This window comes from Streptococcus sp. E24BD (assembly GCF_041807825.1).
In the GTDB taxonomy this organism is placed as follows: Bacteria; Bacillota; Bacilli; order Lactobacillales; family Streptococcaceae; genus Streptococcus; species Streptococcus entericus.
On the sequence record NZ_JBGTZB010000001.1, the window covers coordinates 1 to 20,536 of the forward strand.

Genomic DNA, 20,536 nt, shown 5'->3' on the forward strand with positions numbered 1-20,536 from the left:
TCAACAATTTGTTGCTTAAAGTCATCACTAAATTGACGACGGATTTTTCTAGACATAGAGTTCTCCTGTTTTCTTTAGTGTAGAACACTTTATAAATTCTGTCTAGTTTAGTGTAACCGATTCAGAAAAATCAGTCGACGGTATTGAGGTACCTGCTAAGTATTCTCTGTTTCTTGATGCTACCTGCTGTTCTGTATTTTGGGACAGCTCTTGCTGTTATCCTCTTGACTATTGGGTAATGGTCCTATGGCTACGCTGATGTTGTCTATCAAGGGCAGGCTTATACCATTGTGTACACCCATAAGACCTCTGGTTTGTTTTTTTCAGAAGACCAAACTTTTAACCGAGTATTTATACCAGAAAAACACTTATCGACCGATCCGTGAGCGACAAGAAATCATTAGTTATGACCCTAGCTATGCTCATGACAACTTACGATTTCAGCTACCAAAACCAGAGGAGCTGGCTGGTTACCTGGATAGCTTTACCGATCTTGATGAGAATTTGGAGAATCAATGAAATTAACCTTACACGAAATCGCCCAAGTGGTGGGTGCTAAAAATGATGTGGCTGCCTTTGATGACCTGCCACTGACAGGACTAGAGTTTGATAGCCGAAAGATTGCATCAGGCCATCTTTTTGTCCCGCTCAAGGGTGCTAGGGATGGTCATGACTTTATCGAGACAGCTTTTGAGAACGGTGCAGTAGCGACCTTTTCGGAGCGTGACTTGGGAGAGCGCCCTCACTTGTTGGTCGATGATTGCTTGGTAGCCTTGCAAGAGCTGGCTAGCTACTACATTGACAAAATGCAGGTGGAGGTCATCGCTGTCACAGGCTCAAATGGCAAGACCACGACCAAGGACATGATTGCCCAAGTCCTAGCAACTACCTACAAGACCTACAAGACCAAAGGCAACTACAACAACGAGATTGGGCTGCCCTACACTGTTTTTCAGATGCCAGATGATACAGAAAAGCTGGTGCTGGAGATGGGGCAGGATCGTCTGGGTGATATTGCGCTACTGTCTAAGATTGCACGCCCTCGTCTATCTGTGGTGACCATGATTGGAGAGGCGCATTTGGAGTTCTTTGGTAGTCGGGAAAAAATCGCTGAGGGCAAGATGCAAATCACTGACCACATGCCAGACGGGGGCTTGCTGATTGTTCCAGACGATGAGATTATTCTGCCATTTTTACCTCACCATCAGACTATCATCAGGGCTGGTCAGGACATCCAGCTGACAGAACTTGTCGAGCACAAAGAGAGTGTGGACTTTTCGGTCAATTTTATGGCGAAAGGGCTTCATCTGCCTGTGACAGGCAAGTACAATGCCACCAACGCCATGCTGGCAGCCTATGTCGGCAAGGAACTAGGGGTGACAGAAGAGGCGATTGTGACCAGTCTAGCTGATCTCGTCTTGACCCGCAACCGTACCGAGTGGAAAAAGGCAGCCAACGGTGCTGACCTGCTTAGCGATGTCTACAATGCCAATCCGACGGCGATGCGCTTGATTTTAGAGACCTTTTCAGCCATTCCTAAAAATCCTGGCGGGCAAAAAATCGTGGTCTTGGCAGATATGAAGGAGTTAGGAGCAGCTAGTTTTGACCTTCATGCTCAGATGATGGACAGCCTAGACCCCAAGGTGCTAGACAGGGTCTTCCTCTATGGGGAGGACATCCGAGCGCTCTATGATCAGGCTGTATCAGTCTTTCCAGCTGGTCGCGTCAGCCATTTTATCAAGACAAAAAATCTAGATCAGCTAGAGGAATTGACGCAGGCGCTCAGAGCAGTCCTTGAGCCAGCCGACCAAGTCCTCTTTAAGGGGTCCAATTCCATGAACTTGAGCCATGTGGTAGAGGCACTGGAGGTTGAGAATGCCTGATTTTTTCACGACCCAAGCTAGTCAAGCTCCTGAGCTATCTTTGTTGGTGCGTGCTAGCTTGTTAGGAATGTTACCGATTTTGCTTTTGCTGACCATTCGCTATAGAGACAAAGTAGCCTATCAACGGATTTTCCAAGGGTTGCAGCTGGTACAATTGGTATTTCTGTATAGCTGGTACCTATCAGACGGTTTTCCGCTGGAGGAGAGTTTGCCACTTTACCATTGCCGGATTGCCATGTTTGCGGTACTCTTCTTGCCAAAAGCATCGCTCATCAAAGATTATCTCGCTTATTTAGGGATTGGTGGTGCCATTGTTGCCTTTGTTTATCCTGTTTTTGATCCCTTTCCTATCTGGCATGTGACGACTGCTTCCTTTGTGCTGGGGCACTACACCCTCTTTGTCAATGGCTGGCTGTATCTACTTGGTAAACAGAAAGAGGAAAACCTCACTGTGCTGAGGAGTTTGACGTATAGCTTGGTGATTAACTTGTTCCTCTTGTTGGTCAACCAGCTGACAGGCGGAAATTACGGATTCTTAGCGGTAACACCTCTGGTCAACAGCCATAATATCTGGCTCAATCTTGTTCTTGTTACGCTTGCCAACCTTGCCTTGGTAGCCTTGGTGCAGAAAGGGCAGAAGCGATTGCTAGAGCTTAGTTAACTAATTCCTTCTGTTTTTCAGGAGGAATTTTTATAAGGTTTGAAAAAGCCCTTCTTTTTTGGTATAATAGGAGGGTTAAGATTATAAGAGGACTATCCAATGTAGCAATAGACAATCATCATATCCGTATTGAAAACCAGCAGACCAGCTCTGCTATTTATCAAAAAAGAAGAAAGAAATACCATGAGTTTACAAGATCAGATTCAAAAACGCCGTACCTTTGCCATCATCAGTCACCCAGACGCAGGAAAGACCACCATCACTGAGCAGCTCCTCTACTTTGGGGGTGAGATTCGCGAGGCTGGGACGGTCAAGGGCAAGAGGACTGGTAACTTTGCCAAGTCCGACTGGATGGACATTGAGAAGCAGCGGGGGATTTCGGTGACCTCGTCTGTCATGCAGTTTGACTATGCGGGCAAGCGGGTCAATATCCTGGACACCCCGGGGCACGAGGACTTCTCTGAGGACACCTATCGGACCCTGATGGCGGTGGATGCGGCGGTCATGGTCGTTGATTCGGCCAAGGGGATTGAGGCGCAGACCAAAAAGCTTTTTGAGGTCGTCAAGCACCGCAATATCCCTGTCTTTACCTTTATCAATAAGCTGGACCGCGATGGTCGTGAGCCCTTAGATTTGCTCCAAGAGCTGGAGGAGGTGCTAGGCATCGCTAGCTATCCGATGAACTGGCCGATTGGGATGGGCAAGAGCTTTGAGGGGCTCTATGACCTGCATAACCAACGTCTGGAGCTGTACCGTAGTGAGGAGCGGTTTGCGCCTTTGGAAAATGGCGGAGCTCTCTTTGCCAATAACCCCTTTTATGAGCAGGTTTTGGAAGACATTGAGCTCTTGGCTGAAGCTGGAAATGAGTTCTCCCGTGAGGCGATTTTGTCTGGAGATTTGACCCCTGTTTTCTTTGGATCAGCCTTGACCAACTTTGGCGTGCAGACCTTCCTTGATACTTTCTTAGAGTTTGCACCAGAGCCGCACGGTCACAAGACCACGACAGGTGAGGTCATTGACCCACTGGATAAGAATTTTTCAGGCTTTGTCTTCAAAATTCAAGCCAATATGGATCCTCGTCACCGTGACCGGATTGCCTTTGTTCGTGTGGTGTCAGGCGAGTTTACCCGTGGGATGGCGGTCAATCTCCCTCGCACTGGCAAGGGAGCCAAGTTGTCCAATGTGACCCAGTTTATGGCGGAAAGCCGTGAGAATGTCGAAAATGCGGTGGCTGGCGACATTATCGGTGTCTACGATACAGGAACTTACCAAGTCGGCGATACCTTGACCTTTGGAAAGAACAAGTTTGAATTTGAACCTCTGCCGACCTTTACTCCAGAGATTTTCATGAAGGTCTCCGCTAAGAATGTCATGAAGCAAAAATCCTTCCACAAAGGCATTGAGCAGCTGGCGCAGGAGGGGGCGATTCAGCTCTACAAAAACTACCAGACAGGCGAATACATGCTGGGAGCGGTCGGTCAGCTCCAGTTTGAAGTCTTTAAGCACCGCATGGAAGGTGAGTACAATGCCGAGGTTGTCATGACACCCATGGGCAAGAAAACCGTTCGCTGGATCAAGCCAGAAGACCTAGACGAGCGTATGTCTTCTAGCCGCAATATCCTAGCAAAAGACCGCTTTGGTCAGCCCGTCTTCCTCTTTGAAAACGACTTTGCCCTGCGTTGGTTTGCGGACAAGTATCCCAAAGTGGAATTGGAAGAGAAGATGTAGATGTTATTAAAAAGCTTAGCATTAGGGTTAATGAGACCTTAATGCTAAGCTTTTTTTAGATTTTATTGCAAGTTTAATCGATGTGTCATGATATAATTTGTCGCCAAGTAGCATCCTACACCCTGAACAGCTGATGTCAAGAGTACAAAAATAAGGTAGCCATTATCGAATAATAATCCTGTATCACTGCTTGAGTCTGGCAAGATAAAACTTGATAAGAAACTAATCAGAATATAAAGGGCAAAATAAGCGACAACACTCATCAGTTCACGCCGATTCTGAAAGAGTTGACCGATGGAAATCGCCAAATAAATCAGTAAAATACTTGCTAACTGGCTGACGATGACCACCAGCAGAAGTAGAGGAATTGAAATATACTGAGAAAGTTGGGGCAAGAGGTTTGGCAATAGCACCAAGAGATTTGGTAAATCAATTAATGGCGCAATGAAAAAGAAGAAAGCCAAGACTACTGTTGCTGATGAGGCAGTCATCCAGAAAAACGCCGCCGTTAATTTAGATAGGATAATCTGATGATTTGACACCGGCAAGGTTAACGTTAGGTAGCCCTCGCGCCCATAAATGTTTTTATAGAAGCGGTTGATGACTAAAAACAGGGTTGCAAGTCCTAAACCGATGGTTAGAGCAATAATCGTTAGTAAAGCAAGAAAGTAGAGATGATCCTGTAAGGAAAAGATACTTTCTGAGTATTCTAAGGTATTGTCGAGCCAAGCCCTGGTAACAAATCCAAAAATTGGTGAGATGATTAAGGTTGCCAGATAGAGCAACAGATACCATTTCCCTGCAGCTTTAATTTCATATTTGATGAGTTTTCCAAACATAGTATCCTCCTAAACTCTGAATGTCTCACGAAAGAGAGCATCAATTGATTTCCCATGCTCAGTTCGCAGGTCATCGGTGTTGCCTTGTAAGACAAGTTCCCCTTTTTTGATGAAAATGGCCTCATCTAAAATCGGCTCGACATCACTGATGAGATGAGTAGAGATGATGACAGAACTATCAGGGCTATAATTATTGATGATGGTGCGTAAGATATAATCTCGTGCAGCAGGGTCAACCCCACCAATTGGTTCATCAAGCACATAAAGTTTAGCACGACGACTCATCACAAGAATCAGTTGAACTTTTTCCTTGTTTCCTTTGGACAGGTTTTTCATGAGACTAGTTGGGTCAATGTCAAGGTCAGCCAACAAGATTATCGCTCTGCCATGGTCAAAATCACTATAAAAATCGTTGAACATGGTTAAGAGGTCTGATACCTTCATGTCGTCTCGTAAGTAAGTGGTATCTGGTAGATAGGATACGATAGCTTTGGTTGCTGGCGAAGGGCGTTGACCATCTACAAGCAACTCACCAGAACTTGGTTGCAACAGACCGTTGATGAGTTTGATGAGGGTTGTTTTCCCACTTCCATTTGGTCCCAATAGACCGATAATTTTTCCAGCATCAATTGTCAAGTTCAAGTCATTGATGGCTTGGTGATTGCCATATGATTTACTGAGGTGATATAGGTGCAATAAGTGCGTCATTGTCAGTCTCCTTATCTTCTTATCGTATAGAGGTAAACGAGTAGAGGCATTGAGGTAAAGGGTATGCTATTACTTATTCCTAACATTATCGCTAAGATAAGTAGTGAGTCTCCACTCTTTTTGGAAAATTTCTTAGCCTTTAGTTTCCTTGAGATAGGCTTTAATCTCAGAAGTGATGTCCTTCTCGCTAAAACCAAGGGTCAGCATTTTTTTGATAAAGGTTGCAATTTCATTTGCAGCGAGTTCGTGACGTTTTTGGTCGATGAGTTCCTGATCATCAGTTACAAAACGTCCAGATGTCCGCTTGGCATAAACCAAGCCCTCACGTTCTAATTCTGTAAAAGCACGCTGCATCGTATTAGGATTTACACCAGCTTTTTCTGCAAAATCACGCACCGTTGGCAACTGCTCGCCACTCTTTATTTGGTAGCTAACAATTTGTAGCTTGATTTCTTGCACAATTTGTGAATAAATGGGCGATCTTTCGTCAAATGTCCAGACCATAATCTTTTTCCTTTCGCTTCAACGACCCAAAGGGTCTGTTAGTTTATCTCCTATCTAATAAATGAGATGAAAGTGAAACTCAATCAGTCATTTATCAGCAGTTGATGTTGTCGTGCTGCTTTGCCTAGTCCAACCTTTGTTTTTAGGTTGCTGAGACTAGCGCATTTGACGAGTTGTTCCGTCAATCAAGATGATTGACCTTTAAAGTCCGTAGGGATTGAGGGACCCAGCAGTGTTTTTCAACACTAAAGTACCTACTAGAACGGTGGAGGGAAAACTCAACATCCAACAAAGCTGATAAAAATTACCCCTAACCATTGTGTCTCGTTGATTTAATAACAATAACATGGAAGGCTGTAACGCTTGTCACACTCTTGATTTCTCAAGCATCAGTTTGTACTATTCTAATCATACGAAAAAAACTTAGATTTGTCAAGTGAAAACTCTTTTATAAAATAGTATAATAGACATAAGCATCAAGTAGTAGTTGTTCCCAGAAAAACTACTGCCACAAGTTTTGAGGAGGTCAGAATGTTTGTACCCTTAGACACAAAGACAGTCTACTCATTTTTAGATAGTTTGATCGATTTGCCAACCTACATCAGTACAGCTAAAGCTTTGGGCTATCAGAGCATTGGTATCATGGATAAGGAGAACCTCTACGCTGCTTATCATTTTATTCGTCAGACTAAAGCTGCTGGCTTGCAACCCATTCTAGGGATTGAAATCCATCAAGCGATTGCTGGGCTGGAATTGCCAATTTATCTCATTGCTAGGAACACAGCAGGCTACAAAACCTTGCTCAAATACTCCAGTCAACGGCTCACTGATGATGTTGTCCCTGACCTGCCAGAAACTGATGATGTTGCTGTTGTTGTCCCCTACCAAGAGGGCATTGAAGAGCTGGACTTGCCCCATCATGCCTTTATCGGTGTTTTTTTAGATAGTCCGCAAAAAGTGTTTAACCGTCCACTGCTCGCTCTACAAACTGTTCGTTACTTTCGCGAGGAAGAGACGCAGGAATTACGCGTTTTGCATGCTATCCGTGATAATCTACCTTTGCGAGATATTCCGCAGCCAACCTCTCATCAGTTGCTTTATCCTGCTGAACAGATGACCGAGCAGTTCAGACAAAGGTTTCCAGAAGCTTTGGAAAACCTCGAACATTTGGTGACAGGTATCGATTATCAGTTTGATACAGCTCTAAAACTACCGCGGTTTAACCGAAACCGCCCTGCCCATGAAGAATTACGTGACCGTTCAGAACAAGGACTGCGTTCAAAAAATCTCTGGCAGCCCCTTTACTGCAATCGATTAGATGAAGAGTTGGCCGTTATCCACGACATGGGCTTTGATGATTACTTTCTTATTGTTTGGGACTTGCTCCGTTTCGGACGTCATCAAGGCTATTATATGGGTATGGGAAGAGGTTCTGCAGCTGGCAGTCTTGTCGCTTACGCCCTAGATGTTACTGGTATTGATCCCGTGGCTAATCATTTACTGTTTGAACGTTTCCTCAATCGCGAACGTTACAGCATGCCAGATATTGATATTGACCTGCCTGACCTTTATCGTAGTGAGTTTCTACGCTATGTCCGTGATCGTTATGGCAGTCAGCACACCGCTCAAATTATCACTTTTTCAACATTTGGTGCTAAGCAAGCTATTCGTGATGTTTTCAAACGCTTCGGAACGTCTGAATACGAATTAACCAACATAACGAAGAAAATCGGTTTCAGAGACACATTAGCCAGCGCTTACGAGAACAATATCAGCTTTCGACAGCTCATCAACAGTAAGCCCGAATACCAAAAGGCTTTCGCTATCGCCAAGCGTATTGAAGGACAGCCACGTCAGACCTCTATCCATGCGGCTGGTATCGTGATGAGTGACGATGAGCTTACAGACCATATTCCCCTTAAAAATGGAGAGGAGATGTTCATCACGCAGTATGATGCTCCTGCCATCGAAGCAAATGGCCTCTTGAAAATGGATTTTTTAGGCTTAAGAAATTTGACCTTTGTTCAAAAAATGGCAGAAAAAGTCAAGGAAGAGACAGGTGTTACGATTGACATTGCAGCTATTGACCTAGAAGACTCAGCAACCTTGGCACTGTTTGCCCAAGGTCGGACCAAGGGCATTTTTCAATTTGAACAAGCTGGGGCTATTAACCTGTTGAAACGAATTAGGCCAAGACGATTTGAAGATGTTGTCGCAACGACCAGCCTCAATCGTCCAGGGGCTAGTGATTACATCGATAATTTTATCAAGCGACGAGAAGGAAGAGAAGCCGTTGATTTAATCGATGATGTGGTCGCACCGATTCTAGCACCAACCTATGGTATCATGCTTTACCAGGAGCAGGTGATGCAGATTGCCCAGGCCTATGCTGGCTTTAGCCTTGGAAAAGCCGATTTGCTAAGGCGTGCTATGTCGAAAAAAGATAAGGCTGAAATGAACAAGATGGAAACAGAATTCCTTCAAGGCGCGGCTACACTTGGTCGCAACCTAGAGACAGCAAAACGCCTCTATCAAATGATGGCAAAATTTGCAGGATACGGTTTTAACCGAAGCCACGCTTTTGCTTATTCAGCATTAGCTTTTCAGCTCTGCTATTTTAAGGCCCACTACCCAGCCGTTTTTTACGATGTCATGCTCAATTACTCGAACACCGATTACATTGACGATGCACTAGCCGCAGGCTTTCAGCTGGGACGACTCTCGATAAACACGGTTCCTTACTATGACAAAATAGCAGAGCAGACGATTACACTTGGGTTACGTCACCTACGGGCAGTGCCAAGAGAGCTTGCTTACTCGATTCTTGAAAGCAGAGCGAGTCAACCCTTCGAAAGCATAGAAGATTTCATCACCCGTCTACCTGTCAAGTACCACAAAACTGAGCTACTAGAGCCCATGGTGCAGGTCGGACTGTTTGACCAATTTGATCGCAATCGTCGTAAAATCATCTCCAACCTAAGCCATCTCTTCACCTTTGTCACCGAGCTAGGTAGTCTGTTTTCGGGTAGCTCCTACAGTTGGCTGACTGCTGAGGATTACAGCCCATCAGAGAAGTATCAGCTAGAAATTGACTTGTTAGGTGTTGGCATTAGTCCACACCCTCTTGTAACCATTAGCAAACAAGAACAGGGTAATTTCATCCCTTTATCTGAGCTAGTTGTTAATAGTCAAGCCACCATTCTCGTTCAACTGATGAGACTTCGCGTCATTAGGACAAAAACGAACGGGCAACAAATGGCTTTTGCCACCGTAACAGATACCAAGCAACAATTGGATGTGACCCTTTTCCCAGAAACTTATCAGTTGTACCATCAGCAGTTAGTGGAAGGGCAAATCTACCTGATGACGGGGCGTTTGCAGGAGCGAAATGGTAACTTGCAGATGATTCTCTCCCAGCTGCATCAGCCTGTCACGGAAAAGTGCTGGATTCAACTGTCTAACCATGACCAAGACAAGGAAATTTTAGCTGTTTTAACAGAACATCCTGGTAACTATCCTGTCGTTCTACACTATGAGGACACTAAGAAAACACTTCAGATAAAACAGCCACGAGTGCAAAAAACGCTTGCACTGATTGAGGAACTAAAACCTCTTGTAATGAAAACGATTTTTCGATAAAATTTTGATACTATTCATTACATTTTTTTCTAACTATGCTATAATAGATAAGTCAAATTGATTTTGAGTCAACTGGTTGACAGTTGGTTATTTTCCTAGAAAAGGAGTTACAAATGAAACGTATTGCTGTTTTAACTAGTGGTGGTGACGCCCCTGGTATGAACGCTGCTGTCCGTGCCGTCGTTCGTAAGGCGATTGTCGAAGGTATGGAGGTCTATGGTATTAACCGTGGTTACAAAGGCATGGTTGAGGGAGACATTTTCCCGCTAAACGCTCGCGGGGTGTCTGATCGCTTAACACGTGGAGGTACCTTCCTCCAGTCTGCACGCTACCCTGAGTTTAGGGAATTAGAGGGCCAACTCAAAGGAATCGAGCAACTGAAAAAACACGGTATCGAAGGTCTTGTTGTTATCGGTGGTGACGGTTCTTATCATGGTGCTATGCGTTTAACAGAACATGGCTTCCCAGCTATCGGTGTTCCTGGCACAATTGACAATGACATTGTCGGTACAGATTTTACTATCGGTTTTGATACAGCTGTTAATACTGCGACAGAAGCCTTGGATAAAATTCGCGACACCTCATTTAGCCATAAACGTACCTTTGTGGTTGAAGTTATGGGACGCAACGCCGGTGATATTGCTCTCTGGTCTGGTATCGCCTCAGGTGCTGACCAAATCATTATCCCAGAAGAAGAGCACGACATCAATGATGTTGTTGCTAATATTCGTGATGGGTATGAGAAAAAAGGAAAAAATCACCACATTATCGTCTTAGCTGAAGGGGTGATGCGAGCAGAAGATTTCGCAGAGCAATTAAAAGCAGCCGGTGACACAAGTGACCTCAGGGTGACAGACCTTGGTCATATCCTGCGCGGAGGGAACCCAACGCCACGTGACCGTGTTCTTGCTTCATGGATGGGAGCTCATGCTGTTGAGTTGCTTAAAGCTGGTCGTGGAGGTCTTGCTGTTGGTATTCACAACGAAGAATTGGTTGAAAGCCCAATCCTTGGTACAGCAGAAGAAGGTGCCCTGTTTAGCTTGACTGAAGACGGCAATATTATTGTTAATAACCCACACAAGGCACGTCTTGACTTTGCGGCCCTTAACCGTGACTTAGCACATTAATCTATCGTAAAACAAAAAGGAGTATCCTAACAAATGAATAAACGTGTAAAAATTGTCTCAACCCTTGGTCCTGCAGTTGAAATCCGTGGCGGTAAACGCTTCGGTGAAGAAGGTTATTGGGCTGGTGAGCTTGATGTTGAAGCATCAGCTCAAATTATCGCTCAGTTAATTAAAGAAGGTGCTAACGTCTTCCGTTTCAACTTCTCTCATGGTGACCACGCTGAGCAAGGCGCTCGTATGGCAACTGTGCGTCGTGCAGAAGAAATTGCGGGAAGAAAAGTAGGTTTCCTGCTTGATACTAAAGGTCCTGAAATCCGTACAGAACTTTTTGCTGACGATGCTAAGGGATATGATTACAAAACTGGTGATCAGTTGCGTGTCGCTACTAAACAAGGTATCAAATCAACACGTGATGTCATCGCCCTCAACGTTGCAGGTGCTCTTGATATTTTTGATGATGTTGCTGTAGGAAACCAAATTTTAGTTGACGATGGTAAACTTGGTTTGACTGTCATCGCAAAAGATGAGGATACCCGTGAATTTATCGTTGGTGTCGAAAACGATGGCAAGATCGAAAAACAAAAAGGTGTTAACATCCCTTACACCAAAATTCCTTTCCCTGCTCTTGCTGAACGTGACAACGCGGATATTCGTTTCGGTCTTGAGCAAGGTCTCAACTACATTGCTATCTCATTTGTTCGTACGGCTAAAGATGTTGAAGAAGTTCGTAATATCCTTCGCGAGACTGGCAATGAGCATGTGCAACTAATTTCTAAAATCGAAAACCAACAAGGTATCGAGAACCTTGAAGAGATTCTTGAAGCCTCAGACGGTATCATGGTAGCTCGTGGTGATATGGGTATCGAAGTACCATTTGAGATGGTTCCTGTTTACCAAAAACAAATCATTTCAGCATGTAACGCTGCTGGTAAACCAGTAATCACTGCAACAAACATGCTTGAAACCATGACTGAGAAGCCACGTGCGACTCGTTCAGAAGTTTCTGATGTGTTCAACGCCGTCATTGATGGTACCGATGCAACCATGCTTTCTGGTGAGTCAGCAAATGGTAAATACCCTGTTGAAGCTGTTCGTACTATGGCAACTATCAATAAGAATGCCCAACACCTTCTTAATGAATACGGTCACTTGTCATCTGACGCTTACCACCGTGATTCTAAGACAGATGTCATCGCCTCAGCAGTAAAAGATGCAACTAACTCAATGGACATCAAACTTGTTGTAACTGTGACAGAAACTGGTCATACTGCACGTGCTATTTCCCAATTCCGCCCAAATGCTGATATTCTCGCAGTGACATTTACTGAACTTGTTCAAAAGAGCCTCATGCTCAACTGGGGTGTTATCCCAGTTGTTACAGACAAGCCAAAATCAACTGATGACATGTTCGAATTGGCTGAAAAAGTTGCAATCGAACAAGGTCTTGTCGAAGCAGGTGACAACATCATTATCGTTGCTGGAGTTCCTGTAGGTGTGGCTGGTTCAACCAACACAATGCGTGTACGTACAGTACAATAATCTAAACCGCTAGTAGCCAGTTAGATACTTACTTATCTACTGGCTTTTTGCACTTCTGATTTGATTAAGTAGGTCTGATATGTCAATTGTTCAAAAATCAATAAAGCTTGTCCTTGCTACTAGTTTTGCGATCTATTTAGCTCATCAATTTGGTTTGCTGTACGCTAATTCAGCTGGTGTTATCGCTTTACTTAGTGTGTTAGATACGAGACGTACCTCTTTACTTGTCGCAAAGGAGCGATTGCTGGCGAATTTGTTGGGTCTGTTTCTAGCTAGTTTTGTTTTTTCGATACTAGGTTTCTCACAACTTAGCTTAACTTCTTTTCTGGTGCTCTATTTGCCCTCGGCATTTTATTGGAAACTTGACAAAGGGATTGCGCCAAGTACTGTCCTTGTTCTTCATCTTTTTCAAGAAGGGCAAGTAATGTTCCAGCTTTTGTTAAATGAATTGGCTTTGTTTGGCATCGGGACTGGGCTTGCTTTAGTAGTTAATCTCTACATGCCCTCAAAAGCAACAGCTATCGCCCAATACCGTCAGCAGGTTGAGGAGCAGTTGCGAGTGATTATGCGACGATTCGAGTCTTTTCTCCTGTCAGGCAACGGTATTAACGAAGGCTTGCTTGTCATCGAGCTTGAACAGCTTTTAGAAACTGCCCTGGATCTAGTTTATCAAGAACGTCATAACCAAATCTTCCATCAAACCAATTATGATGTCCATTATTTTGAAATGAGACGGATGCAAGCAACTATTCTAAAACGAATGGCAAAGCTCATCAACGGACTCAAGGAATCATCTCCAGAGAGCATTATTTTAGCTCAGCTATTTTCAGAAACAGCCCAACAAATTAGTGAAAAAAATTCGGGTTATAAACTGCTCAAGGATATTGATGCTTTCTTGACCTCTTTCCGCAAACGAGAACTGCCTCAGACACGATTAGCATTTGAAAATCGAGCCTTGCTCTTTCAGTTACTCAATGATATGCAACACTTTATTCAAGTGAAGTTGGATTTTTATCAGCATTATGAAGGAATCTTGCTCAAAAATGAGCCAAATTCGGCACCTGAACTATAAAATCTGTTATAATAGAAGAAGTAGTTGAAAAGGAGGAGCTGATGCTAGAGCAACCATTGTTAAAACCGGATCAGGAAAATGCCTATGATCATGTTATTGAACACCTTAAGAGCAAGCAGATACGGATTACAGAAACGCGAAAAGCTGTCACCCGTTATATGATTACCACAACGCATCACCCTAGTGCTGAGCAAATTTATCAAGACCTACTCCCTATGATTCCTGGAATGAGCCTGGCTACCGTTTATAATAACTTGAGGGTATTAGTGGAAGCGGGATTTGTCTCTGAACTCAAACTTTCTAACGATAACACGACTTATTTTGACTTTTTAGGTCACGAGCACTTGCATGTTGTGTGTGAGTCTTGCGGCAAAATTGCGGATATCATGGATGCAGATGTTTCGATTTTCAAACAGACTGCCCAATCGGCGACTGGCTATAAAATCAGCAAGGAACAGTTTCTCCTCTACGGGATTTGTCCTAGCTGTCAGAACAATTAAAAATCCATTCTGAACTTATTCAGAATGGATTTTTTCGATTATAATGTTACAGCGTTAAAGGTGTCACCATGTTCAATATCACCATACTGGTAGCCACGGTCAAACCAGCGTTTACGCTGCTCAGATGTCCCATGTGTGAAACTATCAGGCACCACTCGCCCGTAAGCTTCTTTTTGCAAGGTATCATCTCCAACTGCATGAGCAGCAGCCATCGCTTCTTCAATATCGCCGACATCAAGATAACCTAGACCATCAACATATTTTGCCCAAGCGCCTGCATAATAATCAGCCTGCAGTTCTAAACGAACAGTTAGCTCATTAGCTTGTTTTTCAGACATCCCTTGACGTGAACGTGCGTATTGGTTCATGATTCCTGACTCATTCTGCACATGATGACCGACTTCATGTGCAATGACATAGGCCATCGCAAAATCACCCTTGGCACGGTATTTGGTCGTTAATTCACGATAGAAAGAAATATCTAAATAGACAGTTCGATCAGCTGAACAGTAAAAAGGTCCAGAAGATGCCTGTCCGACTCCACAAGCTGTATGTGTTTGTCCGGTATAGAAGACCAACTTCGGCGCATTATAGGTCTGACCATGGCGACGGAATTCTTCTGTCCAAAAGTCCTCTGTCGATGCCAGAACCTTACTAACAAATTCAGCTTCGTCATCAGTCACATCACTGGCTGGCGTCCCAACTTGAGTTGATTGGTAGGAAGAGTAGCCAGTATCTCCGCCCAGAAGATTCCCCATTCCTCCCCCAGCAAAGACCAGTAAAAGCAAGAGAAGAAGTAATTTACCCTTCCAGCCCATGCGTGAAAATAATAGTGGTAGTAAAATGTTACCACCAGACATGCCACCTTGTCTTCCATAGTTCCCGCCTGGCAATGAACCCGATTGCCCACGTCGGTCTTCGACGTTGTTACTTTTTCGTAAATGATCAGTTTTCATACGATTCTCCTTTAGTGATAGCCTTATTATACGTTATTTTCTTAAAAATGTCATTAGACTTGCCTTTAGTTTATGAAAAGGTTATAATGGCAATTAGAAAGGTAGGCAACATGTCCATTGAGCTAATTATTATTATTGTTTTAGTAGCTTTTTCTATTGTCAAAATCGTTTCAATCAGCAAAGTCACCAAACTCATGACTGAAAAAATCAAAAAAGAGGCAGAAGAAGCTAAACAAGCAGAAAAAAATGAGAATTAACTACGGTTTACATGATAAGGTTAGAGTTGGTATACTTTCCAACTCTTTTTACATAATTATAATTACGCAAAAACATAGTATTTCCTAATAGAAAATGCTATTAAAACAAGGGAAAATCTGCTATAATAAACCTATGGAAATTGAAAAAACCAACCGAATGAACGCCTTGTTTGAGTTCTATGCAGCGCTCTTAACAGATAAGCAGATGAACTATATCGAGCTTTACTATGCCGATGATTATAGTTTAGCAGAGATTGCAGAGGAGTTTCAAGTTAGTCGGCAGGCTGTTTATGACAATATCAAGCGGACAGAGAAAATCTTAGAAGATTATGAGATGAAGCTCCATATGTACTCTGATTACATCGTTCGTTCCCAGATTTTTGAAGAAATAGCAGAGCGCTATCCAGAGGAGGGGTTCCTACAAGAGCGACTAGCCATCCTCAGCAGTATCGATAACCGTGAATGATTTTTACGTAACTTTATTTATGTAAAAATCAAATTTACATCAAAACATAGACAAAAGGAGGTTTACATAATTTATTTTATGTAATATTTTATGGCATTTGAAAGTTTAACAGAACGCTTGCAGGGCGTTTTCAAAAACCTGCGTGGTAAGAAAAAGCTGAATGAAAAAGATGTTCAAGAAGTCACCAAGGAAATTCGTCTGGCTCTCTTAGAAGCTGACGTTGCTCTTCCTGTCGTTAAGGACTTTATCAAAAAAGTTCGTGAGCGAGCCATTGGTCACGAAGTCATCGACACGCTCAATCCCAGTCAGCAAATTGTCAAAATTGTCAACGAAGAGCTGACAACCATTTTAGGTTCTGAAACAGCTGGTCTTAACAAATCGCCAAAAATCCCAACGATTATCATGATGGTTGGTTTGCAGGGGGCTGGTAAAACAACATTTGCAGGCAAGCTCGCAAACAAGCTCATCAAAGAAGAAAATGCTCGCCCACTGATGATTGCAGCGGATATTTATCGTCCAGCTGCCATTGACCAACTTAAAACCTTAGGTCAGCAAATCAATGTCCCTGTTTTTGATATGGGGACAGAGGTCCCTGCGGTTCAAATCGTAGCAGAAGGTCTCAAGCAGGCACAGATAAATCGCAATGACTACGTCCTCATCGATACGGCAGGTCGGTTGCAGATTGATGAGAAGCTTATGGAGGAGCTACGTGATGTCAAGGCACTAGCTCAGCCAAATGAGATTTTGCTGGTTGTCGACAGCATGATTGGTCAAGAAGCCGCCAATGTTGCTCGTGAATTTAACGACCAGTTAGACATCACAGGGGTCATTTTAACCAAAATTGATGGTGATACTCGCGGTGGTGCCGCCTTGTCTATCCGCCACATTACTGGTAAGCCGATTAAGTTCACTGGTATCGGTGAAAAAATTACTGACATAGAAACCTTCCACCCAGACCGCATGTCCAGTCGTATCTTAGGGATGGGTGACCTCTTAACCTTGATAGAGAAGGCTTCAGCCGAATATGATGAGAAAAAATCGTTAGAATTGGCTGAAAAAATGCGGGAAAATACCTTTGATTTTAATGATTTCATCGATCAGCTGAATCAGGTACAAAGCATGGGCCCAATGGAAGACCTACTTAAAATGCTACCAGGTATGGCTGGTAACCCGGCACTTGCTAATCTCAAGGTTGACCAGCGCGAAATCGCTAGAAAACGCGCCATTGTCTCATCCATGACCCCTGAAGAACGGGAAAATCCAGACTTACTGACACCGAGCCGTCGTCGCCGTATTGCTAGCGGTTCAGGCAATAGCTTTGTTGAGGTCAACAAGTTTATCAAAGATTTTAACCAAGCTAAGGTCATGATGCAGGGGATGATGAATGGGGATATGACTCAAATGATGAAGCAGATGGGTATCAATCCCAACAATCTGCCGAAAAACCTCCAAAATATGGGGGGGGGTCTGCCTGATTTTGGTGGTATGGATATGTCTTCCCTCAGCGATATGATGGGGGGCGGTGCTATGCCATCTATGTCAGATATGTTTGGCGGCGGTCTCAAAGGGAAAATTGGTGAATTTGCCATGAAGTCCGCCATGAAACGTCAGGTTAATAAAATGAAAAAGGCCAAGAAGAAGCGTAAATAAGATAATCAAACTCACACCTTTTGATCTGCGATTGACAGAAACAAAAGGTGTTTTTTAATCATGCACTTTTTAATTAATAAAATAGTTGACTTTTATTTTTTTATCAGTTATAATTGATAAAATCCGAATGAAAAAAGGTGTATTATAGATGGATATTAAAAAACTACCTAAAACCGAGCTACATTGCCATCTGGATGGTTCCCTATCATTCTCAGCCATTCGTCAACTAGCCCGTTGGGCCGATATCAGTCTTCCAGAAAGCGATGAGGAGTTAAAAAGACTTGTCACAGCTCCTTCAGATATTAGTAGCCTTAATGATTATCTAAGTACTTTTGATACTATTCTTCCTTTGTTACAGACTAAAAAAGCACTGAGGTTTGCTGCCTATGATGTGGCTCAGCAAGCCGCTAAAGAAGGTGCCATCTATGCTGAAATTCGTTTCGCACCAACCCTATCCACCGCTAAGGGGCTGACTGCCATAGAAGTCGTCGAAGCGGTTTTAGATGGCTTTGAACAGGCTCAATATGATTTTGGTATTGTTGTCAAAGCCTTGGCTTGTGGGATGAGGCAGTCAAATCTTGATGAAACTTATCGCATGTTTAAGGAAGTTAGTCGTCTTGCGACACGAGGGCTAGTTGGTTTTGACTTTGCAGGAAATGAGGCTGATTTTCCGACTGGTGTTTTAGAAAAAATCATCACAGATACTCAGGCGCTAGGGTTGCCTTTTACCCTCCATGCTGGAGAATGCGGGTGCGCTAACAATATTGCACAAGGTCTGAAACTAGGCATTAAGCGGTTTGGTCATGCGACAGCCCTATCCTTATCAGCAGAGATTCTTGACGATTTTGTTGCGAAAGAAGCAACTGCTGAATTATGCTTAACAAGCAATCTTCAAACAAAAGCAATTTCTGAATTAAGTGAATATCCTTACCATATTTTCTACGATAAAGGCGTACGAATAACGATAAACACCGATAACCGAACAGTTTCTGACACCAATTTAACAAAAGAATACCAATTATTTGCTGATTATTTTGGGGTATCTATAACAGATTTTTTAAGGTTTAATGAATATGCTTTAGAAGCCAGCTTTACCACTCCAGCGGAAAAAATGAAACTTTTGGAAAAATTACATCAGGGCTACGCACCATTTTTAAACACAGACAGCAATTAACTAGACAGAGTTGAGATGAGCAAACAATTCATACTTGAGATTGTCAGCGCATCCTACTCTAATTTTCACCTTACATCTTTCCGAAAAACTATAATTTTCTTGAAAAATATATCTTTCTATGCTATACTACTTATATAGAAAGATATAGTATAGGTGATTTATGCGACGTGAGTTGTTATTGGAGAAAATTGAGGAATTAAAAGGAATGATGCCCTGGTATGTCTTGGATTATTACCAGTCCAAGCTCGCTGTTCCTTATAGTTTCACGACCCTGTACGAATATCTAAAGGAATACCGTCGATTTTTTGAATGGTTGCAAGATACAGACTTGGTCAGTGCTCAGCGGCTGGCAGATATCCCCTTGGATACACTGGAACATTTAACCAAAAAAGATGTCGAAGCCTTTATCCTCTACCTACGAGAGCGTCCTCTGCTCAATGCTAATACCACCCAACAGGGAGTCTCGCAAACGACCATTAACCGTACCCTGTCAGCTCTTTCAAGTCTTTATAAATACCTGACGGAAGAGGTCGAAAACGAACAAGGAGAGTCTTATTTTTACCGCAATGTCATGAAAAAAGTCTCCACCCAGAAAAAAAGAGAGACTCTAGCCTCTCGTGCGGAAAACATCAAGCAAAAACTCTTTTTAGGTGATGAAACGACTGCCTTTCTCGACTATGTGAACACCGAGTACGAGCACAAACTCTCCAATCGTGCTTCTTCTTCTTTCCGAAAAAACAAGGAGCGGGACTTAGCGATTTTAGCTCTGCTATTGGCGTCTGGCGTGCGATTATCCGAAGCGGTCAACCTCGACCTCAAGGATGTCAATCTCAAGATGATGATCATCGACGTGACGCGAAAAGGTGGCAAGCGCGATGCTGTTAATGTGGCAAATTTTGCCAAACCGTATCTGGAAGCCTATGTCGCTATTCGCAAGCAACGCTACCGATCAGAAAAAACGGATGTTGCCTTTTTCTTGTCTGAATACCGCGGTAAAGCTAATCGTATCGACGCTTCTTCTATTGAAAAAATGGTGGCAAAGTACTCCGCTGACTTCAAAATCCGTGTCACTCCTCACAAACTCCGCCATACGCTAGCCACTCGCCTCTACGATGCCACCAAGTCTCAGGTCCTTGTCAGTCACCAGCTCGGGCATGCCAATACCCAAGTCACAGACCTTTATACCCATATTGTCAATGATGAGCAAAAAGATGCCTTAAACAAGCTATAATGTTACATATTTATAATTATGTAAAACACCAACTCGGAAAGTCGGTGTTTTTTTACGGTTAACTTCTTGTGAATACGATATTGATAACAAGGTCGGGGTGCAATAACTGCTTAACCCGACATTTATCGGCGATGTAAGCTTCTAACTCAAGTTCAAGGTCAGGCTGTATTGGCTCTGATAGGGCAACCTGTATATCAAATGTTGCCTCACTATAGCTTGCAGAAACCTCAACTGGAAAATCCTCGTTTCCGTGTCGTCGTGCAAAGTAGCCTTGGACACACATGCTGACACAAGAGGCTAGGGCAACGACAACCAAACTGACAGGGGTCTCTCCTTGTTCAGTTGTTGCAAATGTGGTGATTGGCTCCCCATAACCTGTTGATTTCACTTGAAATAGCTGTTCCCCTTTGACGTATGTCTGATACATCACTTGTTCTCCTGATCCTCATCCTCATTGGCTGATACAGCTTTTTTGAATTCGGTAATCATTTTACCGATGGAAGCGCCTAGTTCTGGTAGTTTTTGCGGTCCAAAGATAATCAGAGCTGCAATCACAATAACCAAAACACCTGGTGCACCAATATCTCTTAACAATCCCATTA

Annotated in this window: 19 protein-coding genes; 13 read left to right on the plus strand and 6 right to left on the minus strand. The window is 43.3% G+C overall.

The genetic code is table 11. The annotated features are described in order from the left end of the window. Positions 1-515: 515 nt before the first annotated feature. From murF to ACERC5_RS00015, 3 genes are all read left to right on the plus strand, one after another. Entirely contained in the window at positions 516-1,883 is a 1,368-nt protein-coding gene (gene murF, locus ACERC5_RS00005; protein ID WP_373658417.1) for a UDP-N-acetylmuramoyl-tripeptide--D-alanyl-D-alanine ligase, read from the plus strand. Beyond that, entirely contained in the window at positions 1,876-2,544 is a 669-nt protein-coding gene (locus ACERC5_RS00010) for a TIGR02206 family membrane protein (RefSeq protein WP_373658418.1), read from the plus strand. Before murF ends, ACERC5_RS00010 begins: the two co-directional genes overlap by 8 nt. 183 nt (positions 2,545-2,727) lie before the next feature. Then, positions 2,728-4,272: a peptide chain release factor 3 gene (locus tag ACERC5_RS00015; protein WP_373658419.1), complete on the plus strand. Its 1,545-nt coding sequence runs from the start codon at positions 2,728-2,730 to the stop codon at positions 4,270-4,272. Positions 4,273-4,334: 62 nt separating this feature from the next. Here the strand turns inward: ACERC5_RS00015 and ACERC5_RS00020 are convergent, their stop codons facing one another. From ACERC5_RS00020 to ACERC5_RS00030, 3 genes are all read right to left on the minus strand, one after another. After that, positions 4,335-5,111: an ABC transporter permease gene (locus ACERC5_RS00020; RefSeq protein WP_373658420.1), complete on the minus strand. Its 777-nt coding sequence runs from the start codon at positions 5,109-5,111 to the stop codon at positions 4,335-4,337. Positions 5,112-5,120: 9 nt separating this feature from the next. After that, positions 5,121-5,819 (minus strand): ABC transporter ATP-binding protein, encoded by a 699-nt coding sequence (locus tag ACERC5_RS00025; protein WP_373659839.1) that lies wholly within the window; start codon positions 5,817-5,819, stop codon positions 5,121-5,123. A 132-nt stretch (positions 5,820-5,951) separates the two neighbouring features. Then, complete coding sequence (locus ACERC5_RS00030) at positions 5,952-6,323, minus strand: GntR family transcriptional regulator (RefSeq protein WP_018368935.1); 372 nt, start codon at positions 6,321-6,323, stop codon at positions 5,952-5,954. Positions 6,324-6,854: 531 nt separating this feature from the next. Between ACERC5_RS00030 and ACERC5_RS00035 the strand changes: the two genes are divergently transcribed. From ACERC5_RS00035 to ACERC5_RS00055, 5 genes are all read left to right on the plus strand, one after another. Next, positions 6,855-9,962, plus strand: coding sequence for a DNA polymerase III subunit alpha (locus ACERC5_RS00035; protein WP_373659840.1), 3,108 nt, complete (start codon positions 6,855-6,857; stop codon positions 9,960-9,962). A gap of 113 nt (positions 9,963-10,075) precedes the next feature. After that, a complete protein-coding gene (gene pfkA / locus ACERC5_RS00040; protein ID WP_373658424.1) occupies positions 10,076-11,089 on the plus strand; it encodes a 6-phosphofructokinase in 1,014 nt (337 codons plus the stop codon). 33 nt (positions 11,090-11,122) lie between these two features. After that, entirely contained in the window at positions 11,123-12,628 is a 1,506-nt protein-coding gene (gene pyk / locus ACERC5_RS00045) for a pyruvate kinase (protein WP_373658425.1), read from the plus strand. Between the two features lie 79 nt (positions 12,629-12,707). Next, complete coding sequence (locus tag ACERC5_RS00050; RefSeq protein WP_373659841.1) at positions 12,708-13,700, plus strand: aromatic acid exporter family protein; 993 nt, start codon at positions 12,708-12,710, stop codon at positions 13,698-13,700. A gap of 41 nt (positions 13,701-13,741) precedes the next feature. Then, positions 13,742-14,200 (plus strand): Fur family transcriptional regulator, encoded by a 459-nt coding sequence (locus ACERC5_RS00055; RefSeq protein WP_373658427.1) that lies wholly within the window; start codon positions 13,742-13,744, stop codon positions 14,198-14,200. 38 nt (positions 14,201-14,238) lie between these two features. Here the strand turns inward: ACERC5_RS00055 and ACERC5_RS00060 are convergent, their stop codons facing one another. Continuing rightward, positions 14,239-15,156: a neutral zinc metallopeptidase gene (locus ACERC5_RS00060; protein ID WP_373659842.1), complete on the minus strand. Its 918-nt coding sequence runs from the start codon at positions 15,154-15,156 to the stop codon at positions 14,239-14,241. A gap of 110 nt (positions 15,157-15,266) precedes the next feature. Between ACERC5_RS00060 and ACERC5_RS00065 the strand changes: the two genes are divergently transcribed. The 5 genes from ACERC5_RS00065 (at position 15,267) to xerS (ending at position 19,934) form a co-directional block, all read left to right on the plus strand. After that, positions 15,267-15,413, plus strand: a complete 147-nt coding sequence (locus ACERC5_RS00065; protein WP_373659843.1) for a hypothetical protein — start codon at positions 15,267-15,269, stop codon at positions 15,411-15,413. Positions 15,414-15,546: 133 nt separating this feature from the next. After that, positions 15,547-15,879, plus strand: coding sequence for a putative DNA-binding protein (locus tag ACERC5_RS00070; protein ID WP_373659845.1), 333 nt, complete (start codon positions 15,547-15,549; stop codon positions 15,877-15,879). Positions 15,880-15,969: 90 nt separating this feature from the next. Next, positions 15,970-17,529 (plus strand): signal recognition particle protein, encoded by a 1,560-nt coding sequence (gene ffh / locus ACERC5_RS00075; RefSeq protein ID WP_373658431.1) that lies wholly within the window; start codon positions 15,970-15,972, stop codon positions 17,527-17,529. A 148-nt stretch (positions 17,530-17,677) separates the two neighbouring features. Next, positions 17,678-18,703 carry an adenosine deaminase gene (add, locus tag ACERC5_RS00080; RefSeq protein WP_373659847.1) on the plus strand — a complete coding sequence of 342 codons (1,026 nt, stop codon included), beginning with the start codon at positions 17,678-17,680 and terminating at the stop codon, positions 18,701-18,703. Between the two features lie 160 nt (positions 18,704-18,863). Further along, the gene (xerS, locus tag ACERC5_RS00085) at positions 18,864-19,934 is read left to right on the plus strand and encodes a tyrosine recombinase XerS (protein WP_373658433.1); all 1,071 of its coding nucleotides are present in this window, start codon (positions 18,864-18,866) and stop codon (positions 19,932-19,934) included. Positions 19,935-19,992: 58 nt separating this feature from the next. On the opposite strand, the gene ACERC5_RS00090 is transcribed toward xerS, so the two are convergent. Together ACERC5_RS00090 and ACERC5_RS00095 are read right to left on the minus strand one after the other, a co-directional pair. After that, on the minus strand, positions 19,993-20,361 hold the full coding sequence (locus ACERC5_RS00090; RefSeq protein WP_373658434.1) for an OsmC family protein: 369 nt from the start codon (positions 20,359-20,361) through the stop codon (positions 19,993-19,995). Next, on the minus strand, positions 20,361-20,534 hold the full coding sequence (locus tag ACERC5_RS00095; RefSeq protein WP_373658435.1) for a twin-arginine translocase TatA/TatE family subunit: 174 nt from the start codon (positions 20,532-20,534) through the stop codon (positions 20,361-20,363). The genes ACERC5_RS00090 and ACERC5_RS00095 overlap by 1 nt, the downstream gene beginning before the upstream one ends. Positions 20,535-20,536: the final 2 nt, after the last annotated feature.

Bases quoted from the DNA above. Each gene is read 5' to 3' on its own strand.
- murF (WP_373658417.1), top strand. From the start codon at position 516: ATGAAATTAACCTTACACGAAATCGCCCAAGTGGTGGGTGCTAAAAAT.
- ACERC5_RS00010 (WP_373658418.1), top strand. From the start codon at position 1,876: ATGCCTGATTTTTTCACGACCCAAGCTAGTCAAGCTCCTGAGCTATCT.
- ACERC5_RS00015 (WP_373658419.1), top strand. From the start codon at position 2,728: ATGAGTTTACAAGATCAGATTCAAAAACGCCGTACCTTTGCCATCATC.
- ACERC5_RS00020 (WP_373658420.1), bottom strand. From the start codon at position 5,111: ATGTTTGGAAAACTCATCAAATATGAAATTAAAGCTGCAGGGAAATGG.
- ACERC5_RS00025 (WP_373659839.1), bottom strand. From the start codon at position 5,819: ATGACGCACTTATTGCACCTATATCACCTCAGTAAATCATATGGCAAT.
- ACERC5_RS00030 (WP_018368935.1), bottom strand. From the start codon at position 6,323: ATGGTCTGGACATTTGACGAAAGATCGCCCATTTATTCACAAATTGTG.
- ACERC5_RS00035 (WP_373659840.1), top strand. From the start codon at position 6,855: ATGTTTGTACCCTTAGACACAAAGACAGTCTACTCATTTTTAGATAGT.
- pfkA (WP_373658424.1), top strand. From the start codon at position 10,076: ATGAAACGTATTGCTGTTTTAACTAGTGGTGGTGACGCCCCTGGTATG.
- pyk (WP_373658425.1), top strand. From the start codon at position 11,123: ATGAATAAACGTGTAAAAATTGTCTCAACCCTTGGTCCTGCAGTTGAA.
- ACERC5_RS00050 (WP_373659841.1), top strand. From the start codon at position 12,708: ATGTCAATTGTTCAAAAATCAATAAAGCTTGTCCTTGCTACTAGTTTT.
- ACERC5_RS00055 (WP_373658427.1), top strand. From the start codon at position 13,742: ATGCTAGAGCAACCATTGTTAAAACCGGATCAGGAAAATGCCTATGAT.
- ACERC5_RS00060 (WP_373659842.1), bottom strand. From the start codon at position 15,156: ATGAAAACTGATCATTTACGAAAAAGTAACAACGTCGAAGACCGACGT.
- ACERC5_RS00065 (WP_373659843.1), top strand. From the start codon at position 15,267: ATGTCCATTGAGCTAATTATTATTATTGTTTTAGTAGCTTTTTCTATT.
- ACERC5_RS00070 (WP_373659845.1), top strand. From the start codon at position 15,547: ATGGAAATTGAAAAAACCAACCGAATGAACGCCTTGTTTGAGTTCTAT.
- ffh (WP_373658431.1), top strand. From the start codon at position 15,970: ATGGCATTTGAAAGTTTAACAGAACGCTTGCAGGGCGTTTTCAAAAAC.
- add (WP_373659847.1), top strand. From the start codon at position 17,678: ATGGATATTAAAAAACTACCTAAAACCGAGCTACATTGCCATCTGGAT.
- xerS (WP_373658433.1), top strand. From the start codon at position 18,864: ATGCGACGTGAGTTGTTATTGGAGAAAATTGAGGAATTAAAAGGAATG.
- ACERC5_RS00090 (WP_373658434.1), bottom strand. From the start codon at position 20,361: ATGTATCAGACATACGTCAAAGGGGAACAGCTATTTCAAGTGAAATCA.
- ACERC5_RS00095 (WP_373658435.1), bottom strand. From the start codon at position 20,534: ATGGGATTGTTAAGAGATATTGGTGCACCAGGTGTTTTGGTTATTGTG.